The following is a 17,918-nucleotide window of genomic DNA, read 5'->3' as shown; positions in this document are numbered from 1 at the left end:
GAAGGTAGAAAAGTAAAGATAAAAGGTTTGTACCGCTGAGTTGTAAGAAAAAGGGCGTATTGAGTTTCCTCTATACGCCCGAAATCTACTTGTTAACACTTAATTTGAGGTATTATTTTACCTCTTCAAACTCTGCATCAACCACATCGTCTTCTTGCTTAGGTTGCGCTCCAGCTTCAGCACCTTGTTGTGCTTGAGCTTTCTGTTGAGCGATTTCCATTAGCTTTTGTGCTGCTTGCATTAGCTCTTGAGTTTTCGCATCGATTGCTTCTTTATCATCACCTGACTTAACGCCTTCTAGTGCTGTAATTGCGGCTTCGATTTTTTCTTTCTCGTCAGCTGGAAGTGCATCGCCTGCTTCTTCGATTTGTTTTTTCGTACCGTGGATCATTTGATCCGCTTGGTTACGTGCTGTTACTAACTCTTCGAACTTTTTGTCCGCGTCTTTGTTTGCTTCAGCTTCTTGTACCATTGCTTCGATTTCTTCAGGAGTTAAGCCACCCGATGCTTTAATCGTGATCTTCTGCTCTTTACCTGTCGTTTTATCTTTTGCTGATACGTTTAGGATACCATCAGCATCTAGGTCGAATGTTACTTCGATTTGTGGCATACCACGTGGTGCTGCTTGGATACCTTCTAGGTTAAATTGACCTAGAGATTTGTTGTATGTCGCTTGCTTACGCTCACCTTGAAGTACGTGGATTGTTACCGCACTTTGGTTATCTTCAGCAGTTGAGAACGTTTGGTCCGCTTTAGTTGGGATTGTTGTGTTCTTCTCGATTAGCTTAGTCATTACGCCACCCATCGTTTCGATACCGAAAGAGAGAGGAGTCACATCTAAAAGAAGGACATCTTTAACATCACCCGCTAGTACGCCACCTTGAACTGCAGCACCCATTGCTACTGCTTCATCAGGGTTTACGTCACGGCGCGCTTCTTTACCGAAGAAATCAGCAACTTTAGCTTGAACCATAGGCATACGTGTTTGGCCACCAACTAGGATTACGTCAGTGATTTCGCTTACTGATAAATCAGCATCAGCTAGAGCAACTTTTAGTGGCTCAAGCGTACGGACTACTAGTTCTTCAACTAGAGATTCTAGTTTTGCACGTGTCACTTTAACGTTCATGTGCTTAGGACCGGTTGCATCAGCAGTAACGTAAGGAAGGTTTACGTCAGTTTGTTGAGCTGAAGACAGTTCAATCTTCGCTTTTTCTGCCGCTTCCTTAACACGTTGCATAGCTAGTGGATCATTTTTTAAATCAATACCTTGTTCTTTTTTGAACTCGTCAACTAAGAAATTGATCATACGGTTATCGAAATCTTCACCACCTAGGTGAGTGTCGCCGTTTGTCGCAAGAACTTCGAAAGTTTGCTCGCCATCAACGTTGTCGATTTCAATGATGGAAATATCGAAGGTACCACCGCCAAGGTCGTATACTGCGATAGTGCGCTCGCCGCCTTTTTTGTCTAGACCGTAAGCCAGTGCTGCTGCTGTTGGTTCGTTGATGATACGTTTAACATCAAGACCTGCGATACGACCTGCATCTTTCGTTGCTTGACGTTGAGCATCATTAAAGTAAGCAGGAACCGTAATTACCGCGCCAGTTACTTCTTCGCCTAGGAAATCTTCCGCTGTTTTCTTCATTTTCTTAAGAATTTCAGCAGACACTTGAGGAGCAGCCATTTTTTGGCCTCGCGCTTCAACCCAAGCATCACCGTTATCAGCTTTAACGATTTTGTACGGCATGATTTGGATATCACGTTGAACTTCTTCGTCTTCAAAACGACGACCGATCAGGCGCTTAATCGCAAACAATGTATTTTGTGGATTAGTAATCGCTTGACGTTTAGCTGGCTGACCAACAAGTGTTTCGCCATCTGTGTAAGCAATTACCGATGCAGTTGTACGTTCGCCTTCCGCATTTTCTAAGATACGTGGTGTGTCGCCATCTAAAACAGCAACACAAGAATTCGTTGTACCTAGGTCGATACCAATGATTTTACCCATAATAATTTTTCCTTTGAATTCGCATTAGTTATTTTAATGCAAATAATTTAAATTAGATGTTTTTTGTAAGCGTAAACCGAGTATAAAGATATAGGTTTACGCTATTCTCAATGAAATATATTGCTATTTGTTGATGGCAATCTTACGTGCTTGGACGGCTTCTGGTACTTCTCGAACAAGATCGATATGAAGTAATCCATTTTCCATGCTTGCTGCAGATACGGTTACATAATCAGCAAGTTGAAATTTTCGTTCAAAGTTGCGCTCTGCAATGCCTTGATAAACGTAAGTTGGTTTTATTTCAGATGAAGCAATGTCACCTGACACAATCAGCATATGTTCGTCTTGAGAAATTGTTAACGAATCTTCAGAGAAACCAGCAACAGCCATAGTAATACGGTAGTTGTTCTCGTCTTTCTGTTCGATGTTATAGGGTGGGTAACCATTTTGAGATGGTTTGTTAGCGCTGTTTTCTACAAGATTAAACAGGCGATCAAAACCAATGGCATGACGGTATAGGGGAGAAAAATCGATATTACGCATAATACTATCCTTTAAAATAAGCAATAGTTCTCGACGCACTAAGCGAGGAGAAAGAACACATATTCAGAGCCAACATAGACTCATTAATGACATATGGTTCAGGATTAAATGTTAGAAACAACGCTACTATTCTTTAGTAAGTAATCAGTAGAGCCGCTTCATTTTGATAACGTTCTGTTCCCTATAATAAGGCGAACTAGTTATCAATGAACTCCAAATGGCAATTCATGTAATCAATATATGCTTCCGAAACTTTGGTGTCAATACTTTGATTAGAAAATTTAATGATTATTTTTTGATTTGTATTTTTAATGCAGATATTCGCTTCCAATGATGATTGATCTTTTAGGTGTTATAATTGAGAGATACTTTATTCTTTTCGATTAGTTGGAATGATATGTTCGATCAAATCAAAGCATTCATAAACCCAAGTAAAAACCAAGACTTAACTCAAGCTCACGAGTTTCAGCGCAAGCATTTACCTACCTTATGGCTACTCGGTAAAACAGGTGCGGGTAAATCTTCATTCATTCAAGCCTTAACTGGATTATCATCGGTTGAAGTAGGTAATGGCTTTGCTCCTTGCACCATGACCGCCGAGGCGTATGAGTTTCCGCAAGATAAGCCAATTATGCGCTTTTTAGATACTAGAGGGCTAGGTGAGGCAGATTACGATCCAAAAGACGATCTTGAAGAAATTGGTCAATCAGGTCATGCCCTCGTTGTTGTAATGAAAGCAGATGAACCAGAACAATCTTCAGTCATAGCGGCACTAAAACAGATCAAGAAGAAAAAGAAAATTAAGCATTTATTGCTGATACATACCGCGGTACTTCTTAGTGAAAAGGCAAACCGTGATCGCCAAACGACCTTTAACGAACAGCAGGTTAAAGAGGGATGGGGTAAAAATGTTGAGGCAATCTCGGTTGATTTTAAAACCAGCGACGGCACAGTATATAACTATGATGAGTTAATAGAAAAACTCACTAAGATATTACCCGTCATCGGCATGATGGTGGATGATAAAGATCACGCCACTGTTGAAGAAGCAAATTTTGATAAAGTTGAGAACGAAGTGCTTTGGTATTCAGGCAGTGCCGGCGCTAGTGATTTAATTCCAGGGGTAGGGTTAGTCTCTGTTCCTGCCATTCAAGCCAAAATGTTACACAGCTTAGCCAATCAATACGGCGTTGAGTGGAACAAGAAAACCTTTAGTGAGTTGATCGGTACGCTTGGCAGTAGTTTTGCTTTGCAATATGGAGTAAAACTAGGCGCAAGGCAATTGGTTAAATTTATCCCCGTTTATGGTCAAACCGTGGGTGCGGTGGCCGCTGCTGCAATGAGTTTTGGAACCACTTACGGATTAGGCAGAGCCGCTTGTTTCTACTTTTATCATAAGAGTAAAGGCGAAGAAGTATCAACTCAGGACATGCAAGATCTCTATAAAGACTCTTTGAAAAAAGGTAAGGAAGCGTCAGGTTATGCACAAGATTAAACGCCTATATCGTCTATTATCGGATCTCTCTGGTGGACGTTGGGAGATTATCATTATCTCCTCAGTGCTTCCTATCATTATTATGATGGGTTTCGCTCTGTTTCTTGCAGTTAAATATGGCTACCTATTAGAGCTGTCTATTACCATTGCTATCAGCACGTTAGCGGTCAGTATTCCTTTATTTATTCTAAGCCGCACCGCAGATAAACCAGTTAAAGCCGTAACAGAAGAAACCAAAATTGAGATTAAACAGGGTCTGGTTAAAGCCTCTGAAGAGTGGTCTCATAATGAAGTCGCCATATGGAAGCAATCACAGCATTATTCACGAGAGTTACTCAAAGACAATGTTGTGTGGGGAAACCTTGATGAAATTGGGTTAGAGATTCTTGAATTTGTGGCAACAAAATTTGATAAAAAAGCGTTAGATTTCTCAATTCCTGAAGGCTTAAAACTGTTTGAAGAGATCAGCAAACGATACAAAGTCGTGGTGCACGAACATATTCCCGGTATTGAGTATTTAAAGCTCTCGTACATTAAAGCGGGATATGACGCTTATGATAAATATGGCGATGTGGGTCAAAAGATAATAAAAGCTGCGATCTGGGCAAATCATGCAAAAAATCTTTATTATAATCCGCTAAAAGTCGTATCTGATCTCAGTCGAGAACAAGCCACCTCATCAATGACCAGAGGGGTTGTGTCTGATATGCAGCAAACAGCCAAAGAAGCGTTATTAGATGAAGTCGCTGCGGTTGCTATTGATTTATACAGTGGTCGATTTAGTTTGGAAGAGGGCGATTTACAAGCATCAAAGATTTCAAAGCAAGATGAAAAGAGAGTAGCGACAGAGTTAGAGCCGATCCGTATTGTGATGGTAGGTCAAACCAGCTCTGGTAAGTCATCGATTATTAATGCATTAAAAGAGGAATTTGTCGCAGAGGTGGATGTACTGCCATCCACCGATAACGTGACGGTTTATAGTGCACTCGTCAATGAAGCCGAAGTGAATGTGGTTGATTTACAAGGACTAGACGGTAACGAAAAAACTGAAAAACAGATGTTAAAAGAGATGACCCAAGCGGATTTAGTGTTGTGGGTATTAAAAGCCAATCAATCGGCTCGTGATCTTGATAAGCAATTGAATGAAAAATTCGAGTGCTATTATGCCGATCCAAAAAATATCTCTCGTAAAAAGCCAACCGTTATTTCAGTGGTAAACCAAGTCGATAGATTAAACCCCGCTTGGGAGTGGGAGCCACCTTACGATCTAGAACAGCCAACAGCAGCAAAAGCAAAAGTGATTAAACAAGCGATGGAATACAACAAAAAGCTGTTGTGTTCCGATCTTGTTTTACCGTTATCAATCTCAATAGATAAGACGCATTTTGGTGTTGAAGAGTTAAAACAGACGTTAGTAGACAAAATCACCGAAGCTTATAACGTACAGCGTAATCGTCAGCGAAAAGAGGCGATGGAGAGAGGCGCATCATTGAAAAAACAACTGGGACGCGCAGTTAACGTCGGTAAGAAGGTAGTGCCAAGTGCCCTAAAAGCCGCCGCACCAAAACTGGCTGAAATGGCAATAAAGAAAACAATAAAATAGGTTTTTGTGTTAACTCGCCACCTTTAATAATAGAGGTGGCGATGATTTACCTCGGACTAGTCGTCACTATTTACATAGACCGTTTTCCCATCTTTAATCGTTTCTAAAATAGCGATGTCTTTTATCTTCATTGGGTCAATCTCAAGTAGGTTATCATTTAAGATCACCAAGTCGGCACGTTTTCCAACCTCAATAGATCCTTTATTTTTTTCTTCAAAGTTTTGATACGCCGCATTAATGGTTATCGCTTCTAATGCTTGATATGGCGTGATTTTATGGTGCTCGCCGAGTGTCTGGTTGCTTCGAGTTACACGGTTTATCGCACTCCACATATTAGTCATCATGTCTGGGAATAACACAGGGGCGTCCATGTGAATCGTAAACATCAACTCATTTGAATTTGCCCACCCCATAGGCGAGATGTTAGACGCACGCCAAGGACCTAACACTGAATCACGATGCCAATCTCCCCAAAAGAAGGTGTGAGCTGGGAAGAAAGAAGGGATCATCTCATTTTTCTTCATTCGCTTTATTTGGTCTAAACGTGTGGTTTGAGCGTGGATCACCACTGTTCGACGATCTTCTTTGCCATATTTCGCATCAGCAAGCTCAACCGCATTTAATAGGATATCTGCCGACGCATCGCCGTTACTGTGGCTTAGGATCTGAGCATTCATTTGATACGCGGTATCTACCCATTGATTCATTTCTTCTTGAGTTAACACTGGGTAGCCGTGGTAATCATAAGCGTGGCTGTGTGGCGGCTCAAAATATGGCGTTGATAGATAAGCAGTTTTACCTTGTGGAGAGCCGTCACCCACCATTTTCACTCCTGCTAACGTTAAGCCATTAATGGATGACTTCATTGGCATTATTTTTACCGCTTCTTTTAAATCGACCCATTTGGCATAAGCAAGCAGATCTATTTTTAGCAAATCATTCTCTGCCATGGTTTTCATTGCATTAAGTGCAGGAAGCGTCGCTAAGCCTTCTTGTGTGGTCGTAATGCCATAACCTGCGTATAAATCCTGAACCTTACCAAAGCGACGAACCGCATCTTCTTGCGTCATTTCAGGAAGGTTTCCTAAAATAGGATAAATGGCAGATTCTTCTAATACACCAGTCAGCTCACCATTATCGTTACGGCGTAACACACCGCCATCTGGGTTTGTGCTTTGTTTGTTAAATCCAATTAAGTCTAGGCCTTTGCTGTTACAGGTCGCAAGGTGTCCTGATATATGTATGGCACAGAAAGGGTACTCTTTACTGAACGTATCAAAGAACTGCTTCGTTGGGTGTTGTTTCTCTTTTAGCTCGGCATCGTCATAACCAAAAGCCACATGAAGGCTATTTTTATCAAGATTTGGTTGATTAAAATAGGCTGTCATTATCTGTTCAATATCACCAAACGAGTTCACCTTTCCCATTGGTGAAGGGTAAAGAAACGGGCTTTCAATTAAAGGCAGATATTGAGCAAAGTGTCCGTGACTGTCGATAAATCCCGGCGCAAGGGTTTTGCCTTTTAAATCTCTTACTTGGGTAGTGGTGCCTTTTTGTTTAAGGATCTCTTGGTTATTGCCTACCGCCACAATAATGCCATCTTTAATAGCGATAGCCTCTGCGTGATCAGATTCACCCGTCACCGTGATTACGTCACCATTGGTAAAAATCAGATCAGGTGAAGCCAATACAAAAGGTGAAACAAGAAAGCCTGCAAGTAAACTCAATGGGAACGTCTTCATAATGTCCTCTCTGTTTTTGCCATAACTATAAATTAAGTAATATCTTTTCATGTAATATCAAAACAAAGAAGTCAGTTATGATAGGGTATACCTAACAAGTTGGGTGGAAATATAAAATCAAAGGAGTGATTGAATGCATACATTAGAACAAGTGAGCGCTTTTGTTGCCGTATATGAACAAGGCTCATACAGTAGCGCAGCAAGAAAGCTTAAAAAATCCCGAACCACAGTACGTGAACATGTGGTGGCCTATGAAGATCTGTTAGGTTATTCGCTGTTTGTGATTGAAGGCAGAAAAGCCATTCCAACAGAGAAAGCTGATCATTTGTATCACCGTGCTAAGTTAGTTGAAAAACAAAATCGCTCTCTGTTTGTGCAAAGCCAAGCCTTGTACGAATCTAACGTTCATACCGTTACGATCTATTATGATGTGATCACGCCTCTCAGTTTAATTACGCACATTGAAAAACGTGTGATGGATTACAACTCAGACATCGTTATAAATTGGAAGCATCGCACTCGGCAAGAAGCAATGGATAAATTGCAAGAAGGTGAATGCGATATAGCCATCATGCCATATCGTGGGCAGTTGTTTGCAGAGAAAGAAGTTACATGGAAGGCGATAAAACCGATCCAAGTTGGGTGCTATGCAGGCGTCAACTCGCCTTTGGCATTAATTGATAATTTAAAGATCGAAAACTTAATGCTAGATACTCAATACGTCACAGAGAACTTCGTAACTTTAAAATTAAATTTTACCTCGGTTCAAGTTTCACCAAAAATGCACACCGTCAGTAATAACGATCTCCTATGTGAGTTAGTAAAACAGCATGGCTGGACAATTATGCCAAGGCATTACATGACGTCATACGTAGAGCGAGGAGAGGTGGTTGAATTGAAGCTAAAAGAGTTAGGAAGTAATGTGTCGTTTGGCCTCAATGCCTTTTATTGTTACGGCAAAGCAGAGGTGGAAGTGTTTGGGCTTATTCTGGAATGGATTGAGGAGTGGGATGGTTTTTGAGTGTTTTAAACTGAATTTGAGCCAAGTTTAGATTAAAGGGTGATGTTTGTTTATTCGTAATGAGAAAGCCAACTTGCTTGATGTCTTCCGCCACAAGATCGGGAGCGTGACTAAGTAATTGCCCTCTAAAAACAGCTTGAAAATTGTGTAAGTGAAATGTCTTTGTCTGCTGTTTACCTTTGATGGTAGTGAAATCGTGTTTGTATTGAATACGCTCACCATTCTTCCACATTGTAAGTCTTAATTGATAGGTATGCCCATCGCCCGTGAACATAAATTCTATTGTGTTTACTTCTTTAGATAGAGACTCAATATAGCGCTTTATAGAGCTAAAGCCTCCATTGTTTTCTAGTGATAATGCACCTAGAAATCGACATGTTTTCCCATCGTAGTAAAGCTGGCCAATTGAAATGCCACCCATTACGTTGTCATTTACCGCAGACCATCGTTGATACTCGTAGGGGTTTGTAAAATCAATAATTTCAAATTGTTGTTCACTCATCCTAACTTTCCTTAACACTATGATTTTCCGAGAGCACTGACAAACACTGTGTCGTGAAATCAGAATAGTTTGATGCGCGGTCAAATTCGATTTTGAGAGAGCCATGAAACATCAACGTGACGGTCACATCTTTATAGCCCAACCAACAGGTATATCCATCGTAATCGTGCCATGCACAGAGATCGCCCAATACATATTTGTCATTGAGAATATGTCCTGATGAGCGAACGCACTCAAATACTCTAAGAAACTCTTTAATGGTAAGTCTGTTTTCCATGAGAAACTCCTGACTTGTCTACGGGAGAGAGTAGTTTTTGTTATCTAGCTAACTACGACTGAGTGCCGTACCTAGATCACTCTGAATATAAATGAGTTGAAATAGTTGATTTTTTTGTGAACCACAAAGTGCTTTATTACGTAAATTTTAAGTAGTCAGATAATGAGGTTGAAGATGAAAAAAGCATTGTATTGGTTTAGTCATGATTTACGTTTGCAAGACAATTGCAGTTTGGCGTCATTATTAAAACTGGCGGATAAAATTGCCTTTGTCTATGTGGTCGATCCTAGATGGGTTAACTCTGATAATTACGGTCATAAGCAGGTAGGGTATCATCGTTGGCAACTGATATATCAATCGTTGCAACAGCTTAATTCACAGCTACGGGATCACGGGCATCAGTTGCATATTTTATATGGCCGTTGCGAGCAAGTGATAGTCTCTTTAGTGAAAGAGCAAAAAATTGATTTACTTGGTCATTCACAGCAAGTGGGTGTTTACGAGCAAAGCCATTGGCAAAAGGTTCAACAACCACTACCAGAGGTTCATTTTGTATCACATTGGGATTCAACCTTATTTTCACCAAACCAATTAACGTTATCTGAAAAAAATTTAGCGTCCTTTTCAAAATTTAGAAAATCAGTAGAAAAAGCGCCTATAGACCCTTATGAAATCACCGCTATTTCTCTTGAGTCGTTACCACAACCTATGCAAATTATGGATGCAGCAACGGCTGAGGCGGGATGGGCAAAAGCCAACACTTTATCTGCCGACGTTTATGGCAAAACAGAACACCATCATGGGCCATTTATAGGCGGTGAATTATGCGCAATAGATCATGTCATCGCTTACTTTGAAACCGATAGACCAAGCAGTTACAAAACAACCAGAAATGCGTTAGATGGCTGGGATAATTCAACAAAAATGAGCCACTTTCTAGCCCTTGGTAACCTTTCAGCCAGACAAATCTGGCACCACTTAAAATACTATGAAGCACATTACGGGGCGAACGAATCCACCTACTGGATTGGCTTTGAACTGCTCTGGCGTGAATACTTTCAATGGTTGGCCTTGCAGTTAGGTTCGCAATTATATCGCTTTCAAGGGGGTGCTGAACATGAGCCAGTAACACAGTATTGTGATGATCGTTTCATTCAATGGTGTGGGGGCAATACATCACACCCACTTGTGAATGCATGCATGAAAGAGTTAAACAATACTGGATATATGTCTAACCGAGGGCGACAAATCGTAGCCAGTTGCCTAGTTAATGAATTAGGAATTGATTGGCGTTTTGGTGCAGCTTATTTTCAACAACAATTGATCGATCACGATGTCGCCTCTAATTGGGGAAATTGGCAATATATCGCAGGAGTAGGCGCAGATCCTCGTGGTGGACGTCACTTTAATATTGAAAAACAGACTCAGCAATATGATCCAGATGGTCACTACACTAACAAGTGGCAAGCCGAAGAATAAGGATCACTTATAAGGTCGAGCCCTGAGCTCAAAGACTAATGGGTTAGGGCGTTATCAAGACAGATTAGATCAGGCATAAAACGATGAAAAAATCACAGTTACCAGAGAAGATATGCGTAGTTTGTGAAAGGCCATTCAGTTGGAGAAAGAAATGGGAGCGAGATTGGCCTATGGTTAAATATTGCTCTAGGCGTTGTCGGTCTTTACGGCATCAAAGTGAATAATAATTTTACAAACAAAGGTTTAAAATAAAGGATGATTATGAACGATACAGCTGACCGATTACGACTTATTTTAGGCGACCAATTAAATGCCAGTCATTCATGGTTTCAACACCGCGATCCACAAACGATTTATGTGATTGCAGAAATGCATCAAGAAACCGCCTATGTAAAACACCATGTGCAAAAAGTGTGTGCTTTTTTTGCTGCGATGACCCAGTTTGCAACCGCATTAGAAAGTGCAGGGCATCGAGTGATGCACTTAACCTTGGACGATACAGAGCCATTTGAAAAAATAGACGATCTATTAAATCACCTTATTGCTAAACACCAAATTACCCATTTTGAGTACCAACTCCCTGACGAATACCGTTTACGTAACATGCTCGATAAATACTGTTTGTCGTTAGCCATATCTTCTCAATCTTATGAAAGCGAACACTTCTTTCTCTCTGAAGCGCACATTGAAAAAGAGTTTAAGCCGAACCATCATCATCGTATGGAACCCTTTTATCGTAAAATGAGAAAGCGCTTTAATATTCTGATGGAAGAGGGGGATCCCGTTGCAGGGAAGTGGAACTTTGATGGTGCAAATCAAAACAAATTAAAGGCAGGTGAGTTTGACAGTGTACCCACGCCATTATTATTCGCGAACGATGTCACTGATATTCTTAAGCGCCTAGAACGTCATAATGTAACGATGATAGGCCAAGTAGATAATCATCTATTGTGGCCTGTAAATCGGCAGCAGGCGAGTGAGTTATTAGTGTTTTTCTGTCGTTATTGCTTACCCTTGTTTGGGAAATTTCAAGATGCAATGACATGTAAACTTGATGATATGCTCACGCAGAAACAATGGAGCTTGTTTCATAGCCGTTTATCCTTTGCTCTTAATGCAAAAATACTCAGTCCTATGCAAGTGATTGATGCTGCTATTACGGAATTTAATCAACGCCCAGATGCCATAGATATTGCTCAGATAGAAGGTTTTGTTCGTCAAATTCTAGGGTGGAGAGAGTTTGTGCGTGGGATTTACTGGCGCAATATGCCTGATTATCAAAACCTAAATAAACTTGAAGCGTCATTATCATTACCAAGTTGGTTTTGGACAGGGAAAACAAAAATGAATTGTATGCATCATGCAATACAACAGTCTCTTGATTTCGCCTATGCACACCATATTCAACGTTTGATGATCACGGGTAACTTTTGTCTATTAACAGGTATTAAACCTGACGAAGTAGATGAGTGGTATTTAGGGATTTATATTGACGCAATTGAGTGGGTTGAAATGCCAAATACGCGGGGCATGAGTCAGTTTGCAGATGGTGGCATTGTTGCCTCTAAGGCTTATGCCGCCAGTGGTAACTACGTAAATAAAATGAGTGATTATTGCTCTGATTGCCACTATAACGTGAAGCAAATAACTGAACCCAAAGCGTGCCCACTAAATGCACTGTATTGGCACTTTATGCATACACATATTGAGGCGTTTAATAACAATCCCCGCACCAGAATGGTTTATGCAAATTGGAAGAAAAAATCAGAAGAGCAGCAGCAAGTTATTTTAGATAGAGCGGAGCAGTTGTTGTTGAATATTGAGGAGTTGTAGGTATTATTGATTAAAACGTTGAGTAATGTGACTTGTTTTTGTCTCGAAGTTTGTTAGGTCAAATACTCATTTATATACTGTTAATGTAACTTTACTTTATCAAAATTTATCTGAAATCCTCTGTAGTGGTACGGTAAATTTGGTCACTTAGTTAGAGTCATTGTTATGGCCTAGTCGATTTGACCGTATTCGTAATACCTGAAATCGTATAAAAGCATCACGATCTTTTAGTGATTGGCTTGAGCCCATAAGACGATCCATAATGGTTTTTATACTTGGGCCGCCATCTGCTTCATATTTGATTGATGAGGGTAATCCAAATGCTTGGCACATATCTTCTTGCGGTAATCTTAATAGCTTGGTGTTATTTTTTAATCCATCGTCTATCAAATCGCTCTACAGCAATGGCTTTTATTCCATCGCAATGAATTATTTCAACATTAGGTACATTGAATCCTAACTTCTTCGCTAATTGGATGCACAGGTATTCATTTTCTACACTATTCATTATTTATTCTGAGTAACGCTGTCTTTTCCAACTTCATGAAGTAAATCGAACGTTTGACGAGATTTAGCTTGGTATCTGGCAACGATGCGATCTCTGACTTCTGATAAATCAGGTAATAGGTTGTCGAAGTAATTAATAACGCAATCACTGGTTATCTTTGGATACTGTAGGGGGAGAGATAATGAAAGAGGTCTTCCTACCGTGCTTTCAATCTATGATTTATCGTATTGAAACTGATGTGCACCGTTACTGAGTTTAGTAAATTCTCCAACACGCTCACCATTCATGTATGCAATTAATACAGCCATTACCACGCCTCATCGTCTAAATTGTCTTCGTGACTTGTTGGGACTTGCTCTTGAATAATGCAATGAACTTCTAATGCATGAAGGATCTTAAAGAGTGTTTGTAACTGAGTAGTTTCAGGATGATTCTCGAAGCTAGATAGAGTGGATTGTTTTACAACAACTTTTTTAGCAAGTTCTGTTTGAGTCAAATTGCGTTTGGTTCTAATAAGCTTTAAATGGTTAGCTAATTGCTTTGGATTATAAATCATCATACACCTCATCATATTATGTGATATCCCCGATCGAGTATAAAGTAGGGCTCATCCCTTGTCGGGGATAAAGTGATACTCAAAAACGAATTACAAAAAATGGATGCAGCCAAAACCACATCCATTTTCTTAATTACGTAGAGTAAAGTGACGAATTAACGTTTAGCTCTTACCCTAAATAACGCTTCTCTAGATGCGCCTTAAAGAAACTCGCATTCAGCACATCACCCGTTGCTTGCTTGACTAAATCATCGGTTGAGAATAGTGATGCCTTGCTCCAGATATTATCTGATAACCAAGTGAAAATAGGGCTTAAATCACCGCTTAGTGTGGCTTTCTCTACATCTACGGTTTGTTTCATTGCTGCCATAAACTGTGCTGCGTACATTGCGCCTAATGTGTAGCTTGGTGTATAGAAATGTTTTCTAATACTTCTATTCTGAGGGAACTTCAATTAAGAAAACTGTTCATCGTGATTGGTTTTCTTATTTTTAGCCATAGAGAAATAAACAAACTCTTTTTCAAGTCTTTCAGTAGATGACTTAGTGTTTCCGCAGATTATCCGTTGTACAAAAAAACAACTATCAATGTATATTGATTCAATGTACATTGTATTGGTGTATATTTGGTCAATTAGGTGTCGAAATGGAAAGCGGACTTCAGAAGATCTACCTTCATCACAGTTACTTCAAAGGAAGATTCACAGAAGTTGAGTGTGTTGGACATACAAACAATATGGGTACAAACGGTGCTGGTAAATCGACCATGCTTAGCCTTATTCCTTTTTTCTATGGTAAAGAACCGAGCTCACTGGTAAATCGAGCTGGAGAGAAGAAAGCATTTGCTGATTTTTTGTTACCATCAGCGCGGTCAATGTTGATTTTTGAGTATAAGCGTTTGGATGAACTCAAGTGCGTTGTAATGTATAAGTCGAAGAAATCGGTAGCTTATCGATTTGTTGATTGCAGTGCAGAAGGTGGCTTGTTTCAACAACATCTTATGGATCAGTTGCCCAGCACTAACGATGCGCATGATTGGTTGAAACACGTTGTATCTAAAAACTTTTATGTAAGTAATCAGATTGGAAGTTCAATTGATTACCGAGCAGTTCTACTAAACGATAAAAAGCGCCTGCAAAAGAAACGTAAGTCCCATCAATCATTATCCTCAACTGCTTACCAGTTTTCACTTTGTACAAACGACACCCAGATGCAGCATATCGATTCTTTGACAGCAGTAATGTTGAGACACGATAAGCTCCTTGCTCAATTTAAAACGATGGTGGTAGACAGCTTTTTATCTGACCAGATAGATATCGGAGATGCGCCTTTCCACAAGGACGATGCAGAATATATCAACAGCCTTAATGTATTGGTTGAGATTGAAAAGCATAGTGCTACGTTTCATGGTGCTTTGGATAAAGATGTAGAACTCAAAGAACAATGGTCGTTATTGCTAGCCTATAAAAAACAGTTAGACCAAGCTGCTTCTGAAGTGGGATTAAATCTGAGTACTACAGAGGCTTTAATAAAAGACTTGGAAATTCAAACAGGTGATCTGGAAGATGATTATAAAAGTAAAACAGCCGCATTAAGAGAACGTTATAACAACGAGTCTAATAACCTAGAGGGTAAAAATAGCCTAATTCAGACGATATATGATGAAAGAGAACGGTGGGAGGGGAAGGAGAACATTACAACCAAGATATCCCAGTATGAAGAATTGTCTGGCTATGAAGCCAAAATGAACAGTGATAGTAACCACTACACAGGTTTATTAGAAGCGGTATCACAGCAGGCTGATGCCCACCAAAAAAAAATTGGTCAACTGGAAACAGATACAACGAATAAGTTAAGCAAGGCAAAGGAAGAGCGATCCTCATTAGATAACTCAATGTCTAAGCATTTGAGGCTTGCTCTGCAAAGGGAAAGTGATTGCTCTGACGAAATGCATGTGCAAATTCGTGAATTTTTAAAAAGTCGAACCTCAGAAAAACAACGTATTAATGATGATGTTCAAGCGCTCTACGCTGATAAAACAGAGGCTTCTTTGTATTCTGAAGACGAGAATAAAGAAATAAATTCATATGAAAACCAGATTAATGAAATTGAAGAACAACTAGTAAAGCAAGCTAAAGATATATCGGAGAAACGAAGACAATTTGATAGTGATAAAAAGCTTCAGGACGGCAAACTAGATGAACTAGAACTCAAAAAGAAAGCACTGGGTAAGACGGAAAAAGAAAGAGAGAAAATCACTAGGCAGTTAAATCCTGAGCCTGATAGTTTGCATGAATTTTTGAATGAAACGAAATACGCTTGGAGAGACACAATAGGGAAAGTGATTCGACCTGAGCTCCTTAGCCAGAAGAATTTAAATCCTCAATTAGTCGGTGGGGAAAGTTCCCAAGCTCTGTATGGACTCGAAATAAACCTCAACCTTGTTGAACCGAACGAGTTTACTAAGTCTGAGAATCAGCTAAAGCAACAAAGAGAAGTTCTAAAAAAAGATATCCTTAATTATGAAGAAGATATAACTCGTATAAAAACAGAACTTGGAAAATTTAACAAGCAGGTCTCCCAGTCCGAAAAAGAACTATCTCAACAGGGAAGAGAAGAAGACAGATTGAACACTGAAAAAAAAGAGATAGGTCTATCAATAAAAGCAAAAAAAATTGATATAGAGAAGGCCATAACCAATAGGGTTTGGGAAATTGATAAACGTATTCAGCAGAGTATTTTAGAGCTAAAAGCATATGATCATGAAACGGATAGTGGTGTTGAAAAGTTAGAAGAAACTGCCAGACAAGGGATACTAACTTTGAAAGCCAACGCTTCGGTTGTAGAAGCAGCAATTCAAGATCAAATCGATCTGAAAGATCAATTAATTACAGGCATTAAAGATACTGCGGATAATCAACGTAAAGAGCTTGAGAAGATCTTTGAGGCGGTATTGAAAAATAAAGATATCGATCCTTTGACTGAGCAAGTAGCTAAAGAAAGGGCGGTCAAGTCTAAGAGTGAATATGAACTAATAAAAAGCTACGCACAGCTAATCAACGACTATCGTAGCTGGGAAAAATCGTTGTGGGTACATATAAATAAGCATGAAAAAGAAGCAACTGAACTTTCAGTATCAGTTGCTCGCCTATCTAGTCAGCTTGACGAAAAAAAGAAAAATCACCAAGAGCGATTGAAAGAACTAGAGGCCAAGATCAAAGAACAAAAAACGAAGCTAGGTCGGTTAGAGAAGGAGCACAAGAGTATAAATAACGCCTATGCAGATGTTAATGATGCACTTGATAAAGTCCCTGCTACACATGAATCATCCGAAATAAGAGATAATTTATCTTTAGAGCTGCTACTTGAACGACTAACAAAGAACATTAATAGGATTAAAGTATTGCGTCGAAGCATCGCTGATGCAGTAAAGAAAGTGGGAGAGGTGCTAACAAGTATAGGTTCAAAAAATAAAATCTATGCTTTGTGGGAGAACATGGAACAAGACAGAAGTCGTCGTTCGATTCATGCCAATTACACTGAAAATTTCTTAATTGAGGGTGTCGATGATGTAAAACGTCTGTTGGAGGTAGCCATCCCCGACATCAGAGAAGTTACCCTAGAGTCACTCAAAACTGTAGGTGAACGATATGTGCGTTTCTACCATTCATTGGACACATTAAATAGAAAAGTGAGATCAATTTCCTCAGCACTTGGTGAAGAGATAAATACAACAAATCACTTTGAAGCACTAAGCGACATTAATATAGAGTTGGTATCAAAAGTCGATGAATTTGATATATGGAAAGATTTAAAGGCGTTTAGTGAGGTCTGGTCTAACTGGGTGGAAAACGAACGGAATGTTCTTCCTAGTAAAGAATTTGTCACGATATTCCAAAGTACGACAGACTCTTTACGTAGTTGTCAGATAAGTAATGATATAGAGTCTTTAGTCGATATTGATATCTCGATGAGAGAAAATGGTCGACCTGTAAATATAAGAACCGATGCAGATCTTAAGGGGCTTAGTAGTGAAGGTATATCTACTTTGGCAGTGATTGTTGTGTTCTGCGGAATGACTCGTTACTTATGTAAAGACAATAATGTTAGGATACATTGGCCATTAGATGAACTTGGTAAAATTTCAGACGAAAACGTGATGATCCTATTCGAATTGATGGATGAACATAACATCTCGCTGTTTTGTGCTCAGCCTAACCCATCACCTGTATTACTCCGCTACTTTACCACCAAGAATTATGTAGACAAAAACTTGGGTATTAAACGTTATGTTTCAATAAAAGGTGATAAGAAAAATCCTTTATTACCTGAAAAAGAGGGCAAGTAAT

The 17,918-nt window shown here is 39.6% G+C and carries 13 protein-coding genes and 2 pseudogenes; 7 read left to right on the top strand and 8 right to left on the bottom strand.

Going from position 1 to position 17,918, the window contains the following annotated elements:
- Positions 1 to 112: 112 nt before the first annotated feature.
- Positions 113 to 2,011 (bottom strand): molecular chaperone DnaK, encoded by a 1,899-nt coding sequence (dnaK, locus tag F8B77_RS14675; RefSeq protein ID WP_151656150.1) that lies wholly within the window; start codon positions 2,009 to 2,011, stop codon positions 113 to 115.
- Positions 2,012 to 2,134: 123 nt separating this feature from the next.
- Positions 2,135 to 2,554: an Hsp20 family protein gene (locus tag F8B77_RS14670; protein WP_151656148.1), complete on the bottom strand. Its 420-nt coding sequence runs from the start codon at positions 2,552 to 2,554 to the stop codon at positions 2,135 to 2,137.
- A gap of 397 nt (positions 2,555 to 2,951) precedes the next feature.
- On the opposite strand from F8B77_RS14670, the gene F8B77_RS14665 reads away from it, so the two are divergent.
- Both F8B77_RS14665 and F8B77_RS14660 read left to right on the top strand, forming a co-directional pair.
- Positions 2,952 to 4,049: a YcjF family protein gene (locus F8B77_RS14665; RefSeq protein ID WP_151656146.1), complete on the top strand. Its 1,098-nt coding sequence runs from the start codon at positions 2,952 to 2,954 to the stop codon at positions 4,047 to 4,049.
- Positions 4,036 to 5,652: a GTPase family protein gene (locus tag F8B77_RS14660; protein WP_151656144.1), complete on the top strand. Its 1,617-nt coding sequence runs from the start codon at positions 4,036 to 4,038 to the stop codon at positions 5,650 to 5,652. The genes F8B77_RS14665 and F8B77_RS14660 overlap by 14 nt, the downstream gene beginning before the upstream one ends.
- 56 nt (positions 5,653 to 5,708) lie before the next feature.
- On the opposite strand, the gene F8B77_RS14655 is transcribed toward F8B77_RS14660, so the two are convergent.
- Complete coding sequence (locus tag F8B77_RS14655; protein ID WP_151656142.1) at positions 5,709 to 7,394, bottom strand: amidohydrolase; 1,686 nt, start codon at positions 7,392 to 7,394, stop codon at positions 5,709 to 5,711.
- A 133-nt stretch (positions 7,395 to 7,527) separates the two neighbouring features.
- Here F8B77_RS14655 and F8B77_RS14650 point away from each other — a divergent pair, with 133 nt between their 5' ends.
- Complete coding sequence (locus tag F8B77_RS14650) at positions 7,528 to 8,415, top strand: LysR family transcriptional regulator (protein ID WP_151656140.1); 888 nt, start codon at positions 7,528 to 7,530, stop codon at positions 8,413 to 8,415.
- On the opposite strand, the gene F8B77_RS14645 is transcribed toward F8B77_RS14650, so the two are convergent.
- Both F8B77_RS14645 and F8B77_RS14640 read right to left on the bottom strand, forming a co-directional pair.
- On the bottom strand, positions 8,378 to 8,917 hold the full coding sequence (locus F8B77_RS14645; RefSeq protein ID WP_151656138.1) for a CIA30 family protein: 540 nt from the start codon (positions 8,915 to 8,917) through the stop codon (positions 8,378 to 8,380). The two genes, F8B77_RS14650 and F8B77_RS14645, sit on opposite strands and share 38 nt — an antisense overlap.
- Position 8,918: 1 nt before the next feature.
- The gene (locus tag F8B77_RS14640; protein WP_151656136.1) at positions 8,919 to 9,194 is read right to left on the bottom strand and encodes a DUF3081 domain-containing protein; all 276 of its coding nucleotides are present in this window, start codon (positions 9,192 to 9,194) and stop codon (positions 8,919 to 8,921) included.
- A gap of 174 nt (positions 9,195 to 9,368) precedes the next feature.
- Between F8B77_RS14640 and F8B77_RS14635 the strand changes: the two genes are divergently transcribed.
- The 3 genes from F8B77_RS14635 (at position 9,369) to F8B77_RS14625 (ending at position 12,506) form a co-directional block, all read left to right on the top strand.
- Positions 9,369 to 10,673, top strand: a complete 1,305-nt coding sequence (locus tag F8B77_RS14635) for a DASH family cryptochrome (RefSeq protein WP_167512831.1) — start codon at positions 9,369 to 9,371, stop codon at positions 10,671 to 10,673.
- Between the two features lie 83 nt (positions 10,674 to 10,756).
- Entirely contained in the window at positions 10,757 to 10,897 is a 141-nt protein-coding gene (locus F8B77_RS14630; protein WP_130087298.1) for a DUF2256 domain-containing protein, read from the top strand.
- Between the two features lie 37 nt (positions 10,898 to 10,934).
- Entirely contained in the window at positions 10,935 to 12,506 is a 1,572-nt protein-coding gene (locus F8B77_RS14625; protein WP_151656131.1) for a cryptochrome/photolyase family protein, read from the top strand.
- A gap of 189 nt (positions 12,507 to 12,695) precedes the next feature.
- Here the strand turns inward: F8B77_RS14625 and F8B77_RS14620 are convergent.
- From F8B77_RS14620 to F8B77_RS14610, 3 genes and pseudogenes are all read right to left on the bottom strand, one after another.
- Positions 12,696 to 13,322, bottom strand: a pseudogene (locus F8B77_RS14620) (HipA domain-containing protein); the annotation flags it as partial.
- Positions 13,322 to 13,573 (bottom strand): type II toxin-antitoxin system antitoxin HipB, encoded by a 252-nt coding sequence (hipB, locus tag F8B77_RS14615; RefSeq protein WP_425277993.1) that lies wholly within the window; start codon positions 13,571 to 13,573, stop codon positions 13,322 to 13,324. The pseudogene F8B77_RS14620 and the gene hipB, both read right to left, overlap by 1 nt.
- A gap of 166 nt (positions 13,574 to 13,739) precedes the next feature.
- A pseudogene (locus F8B77_RS14610) lies at positions 13,740 to 13,985 on the bottom strand (carboxypeptidase M32); the annotation flags it as partial.
- Positions 13,986 to 14,215: 230 nt separating this feature from the next.
- On the opposite strand from F8B77_RS14610, the gene F8B77_RS14605 reads away from it, so the two are divergent.
- Positions 14,216 to 17,917 carry an ATP-binding protein gene (locus F8B77_RS14605; protein WP_151656127.1) on the top strand — a complete coding sequence of 1,234 codons (3,702 nt, stop codon included), beginning with the start codon at positions 14,216 to 14,218 and terminating at the stop codon, positions 17,915 to 17,917.
- The last annotated feature ends 1 nt before the right edge of the window (position 17,918 follow it).

The sequence above is a fragment of the Aliivibrio finisterrensis genome, assembly GCF_008933155.1.
Classification (GTDB): domain Bacteria; phylum Pseudomonadota; class Gammaproteobacteria; order Enterobacterales; family Vibrionaceae; genus Aliivibrio; species Aliivibrio finisterrensis.
The sequence above is the reverse complement of the archived record's forward strand: the minus strand, read 5'-3'. Positions and strand labels throughout refer to the sequence as shown.

What these genes read in the sequence shown, in the direction of transcription:
- F8B77_RS14655 (WP_151656142.1), bottom strand. Translation starts at nt 7,394, where the DNA reads ATGAAGACGTTCCCATTGAGTTTACTTGCAGGCTTTCTTGTTTCACCT.
- F8B77_RS14670 (WP_151656148.1), bottom strand. Translation starts at nt 2,554, where the DNA reads ATGCGTAATATCGATTTTTCTCCCCTATACCGTCATGCCATTGGTTTT.
- dnaK (WP_151656150.1), bottom strand. Translation starts at nt 2,011, where the DNA reads ATGGGTAAAATCATTGGTATCGACCTAGGTACAACGAATTCTTGTGTT.
- hipB (WP_425277993.1), bottom strand. Translation starts at nt 13,573, where the DNA reads ATGATGATTTATAATCCAAAGCAATTAGCTAACCATTTAAAGCTTATT.
- F8B77_RS14650 (WP_151656140.1), top strand. Translation starts at nt 7,528, where the DNA reads ATGCATACATTAGAACAAGTGAGCGCTTTTGTTGCCGTATATGAACAA.
- F8B77_RS14605 (WP_151656127.1), top strand. Translation starts at nt 14,216, where the DNA reads ATGGAAAGCGGACTTCAGAAGATCTACCTTCATCACAGTTACTTCAAA.
- F8B77_RS14625 (WP_151656131.1), top strand. Translation starts at nt 10,935, where the DNA reads ATGAACGATACAGCTGACCGATTACGACTTATTTTAGGCGACCAATTA.
- F8B77_RS14645 (WP_151656138.1), bottom strand. Translation starts at nt 8,917, where the DNA reads ATGAGTGAACAACAATTTGAAATTATTGATTTTACAAACCCCTACGAG.
- F8B77_RS14640 (WP_151656136.1), bottom strand. Translation starts at nt 9,194, where the DNA reads ATGGAAAACAGACTTACCATTAAAGAGTTTCTTAGAGTATTTGAGTGC.
- F8B77_RS14635 (WP_167512831.1), top strand. Translation starts at nt 9,369, where the DNA reads ATGAAAAAAGCATTGTATTGGTTTAGTCATGATTTACGTTTGCAAGAC.
- F8B77_RS14660 (WP_151656144.1), top strand. Translation starts at nt 4,036, where the DNA reads ATGCACAAGATTAAACGCCTATATCGTCTATTATCGGATCTCTCTGGT.
- F8B77_RS14665 (WP_151656146.1), top strand. Translation starts at nt 2,952, where the DNA reads ATGTTCGATCAAATCAAAGCATTCATAAACCCAAGTAAAAACCAAGAC.
- F8B77_RS14630 (WP_130087298.1), top strand. Translation starts at nt 10,757, where the DNA reads ATGAAAAAATCACAGTTACCAGAGAAGATATGCGTAGTTTGTGAAAGG.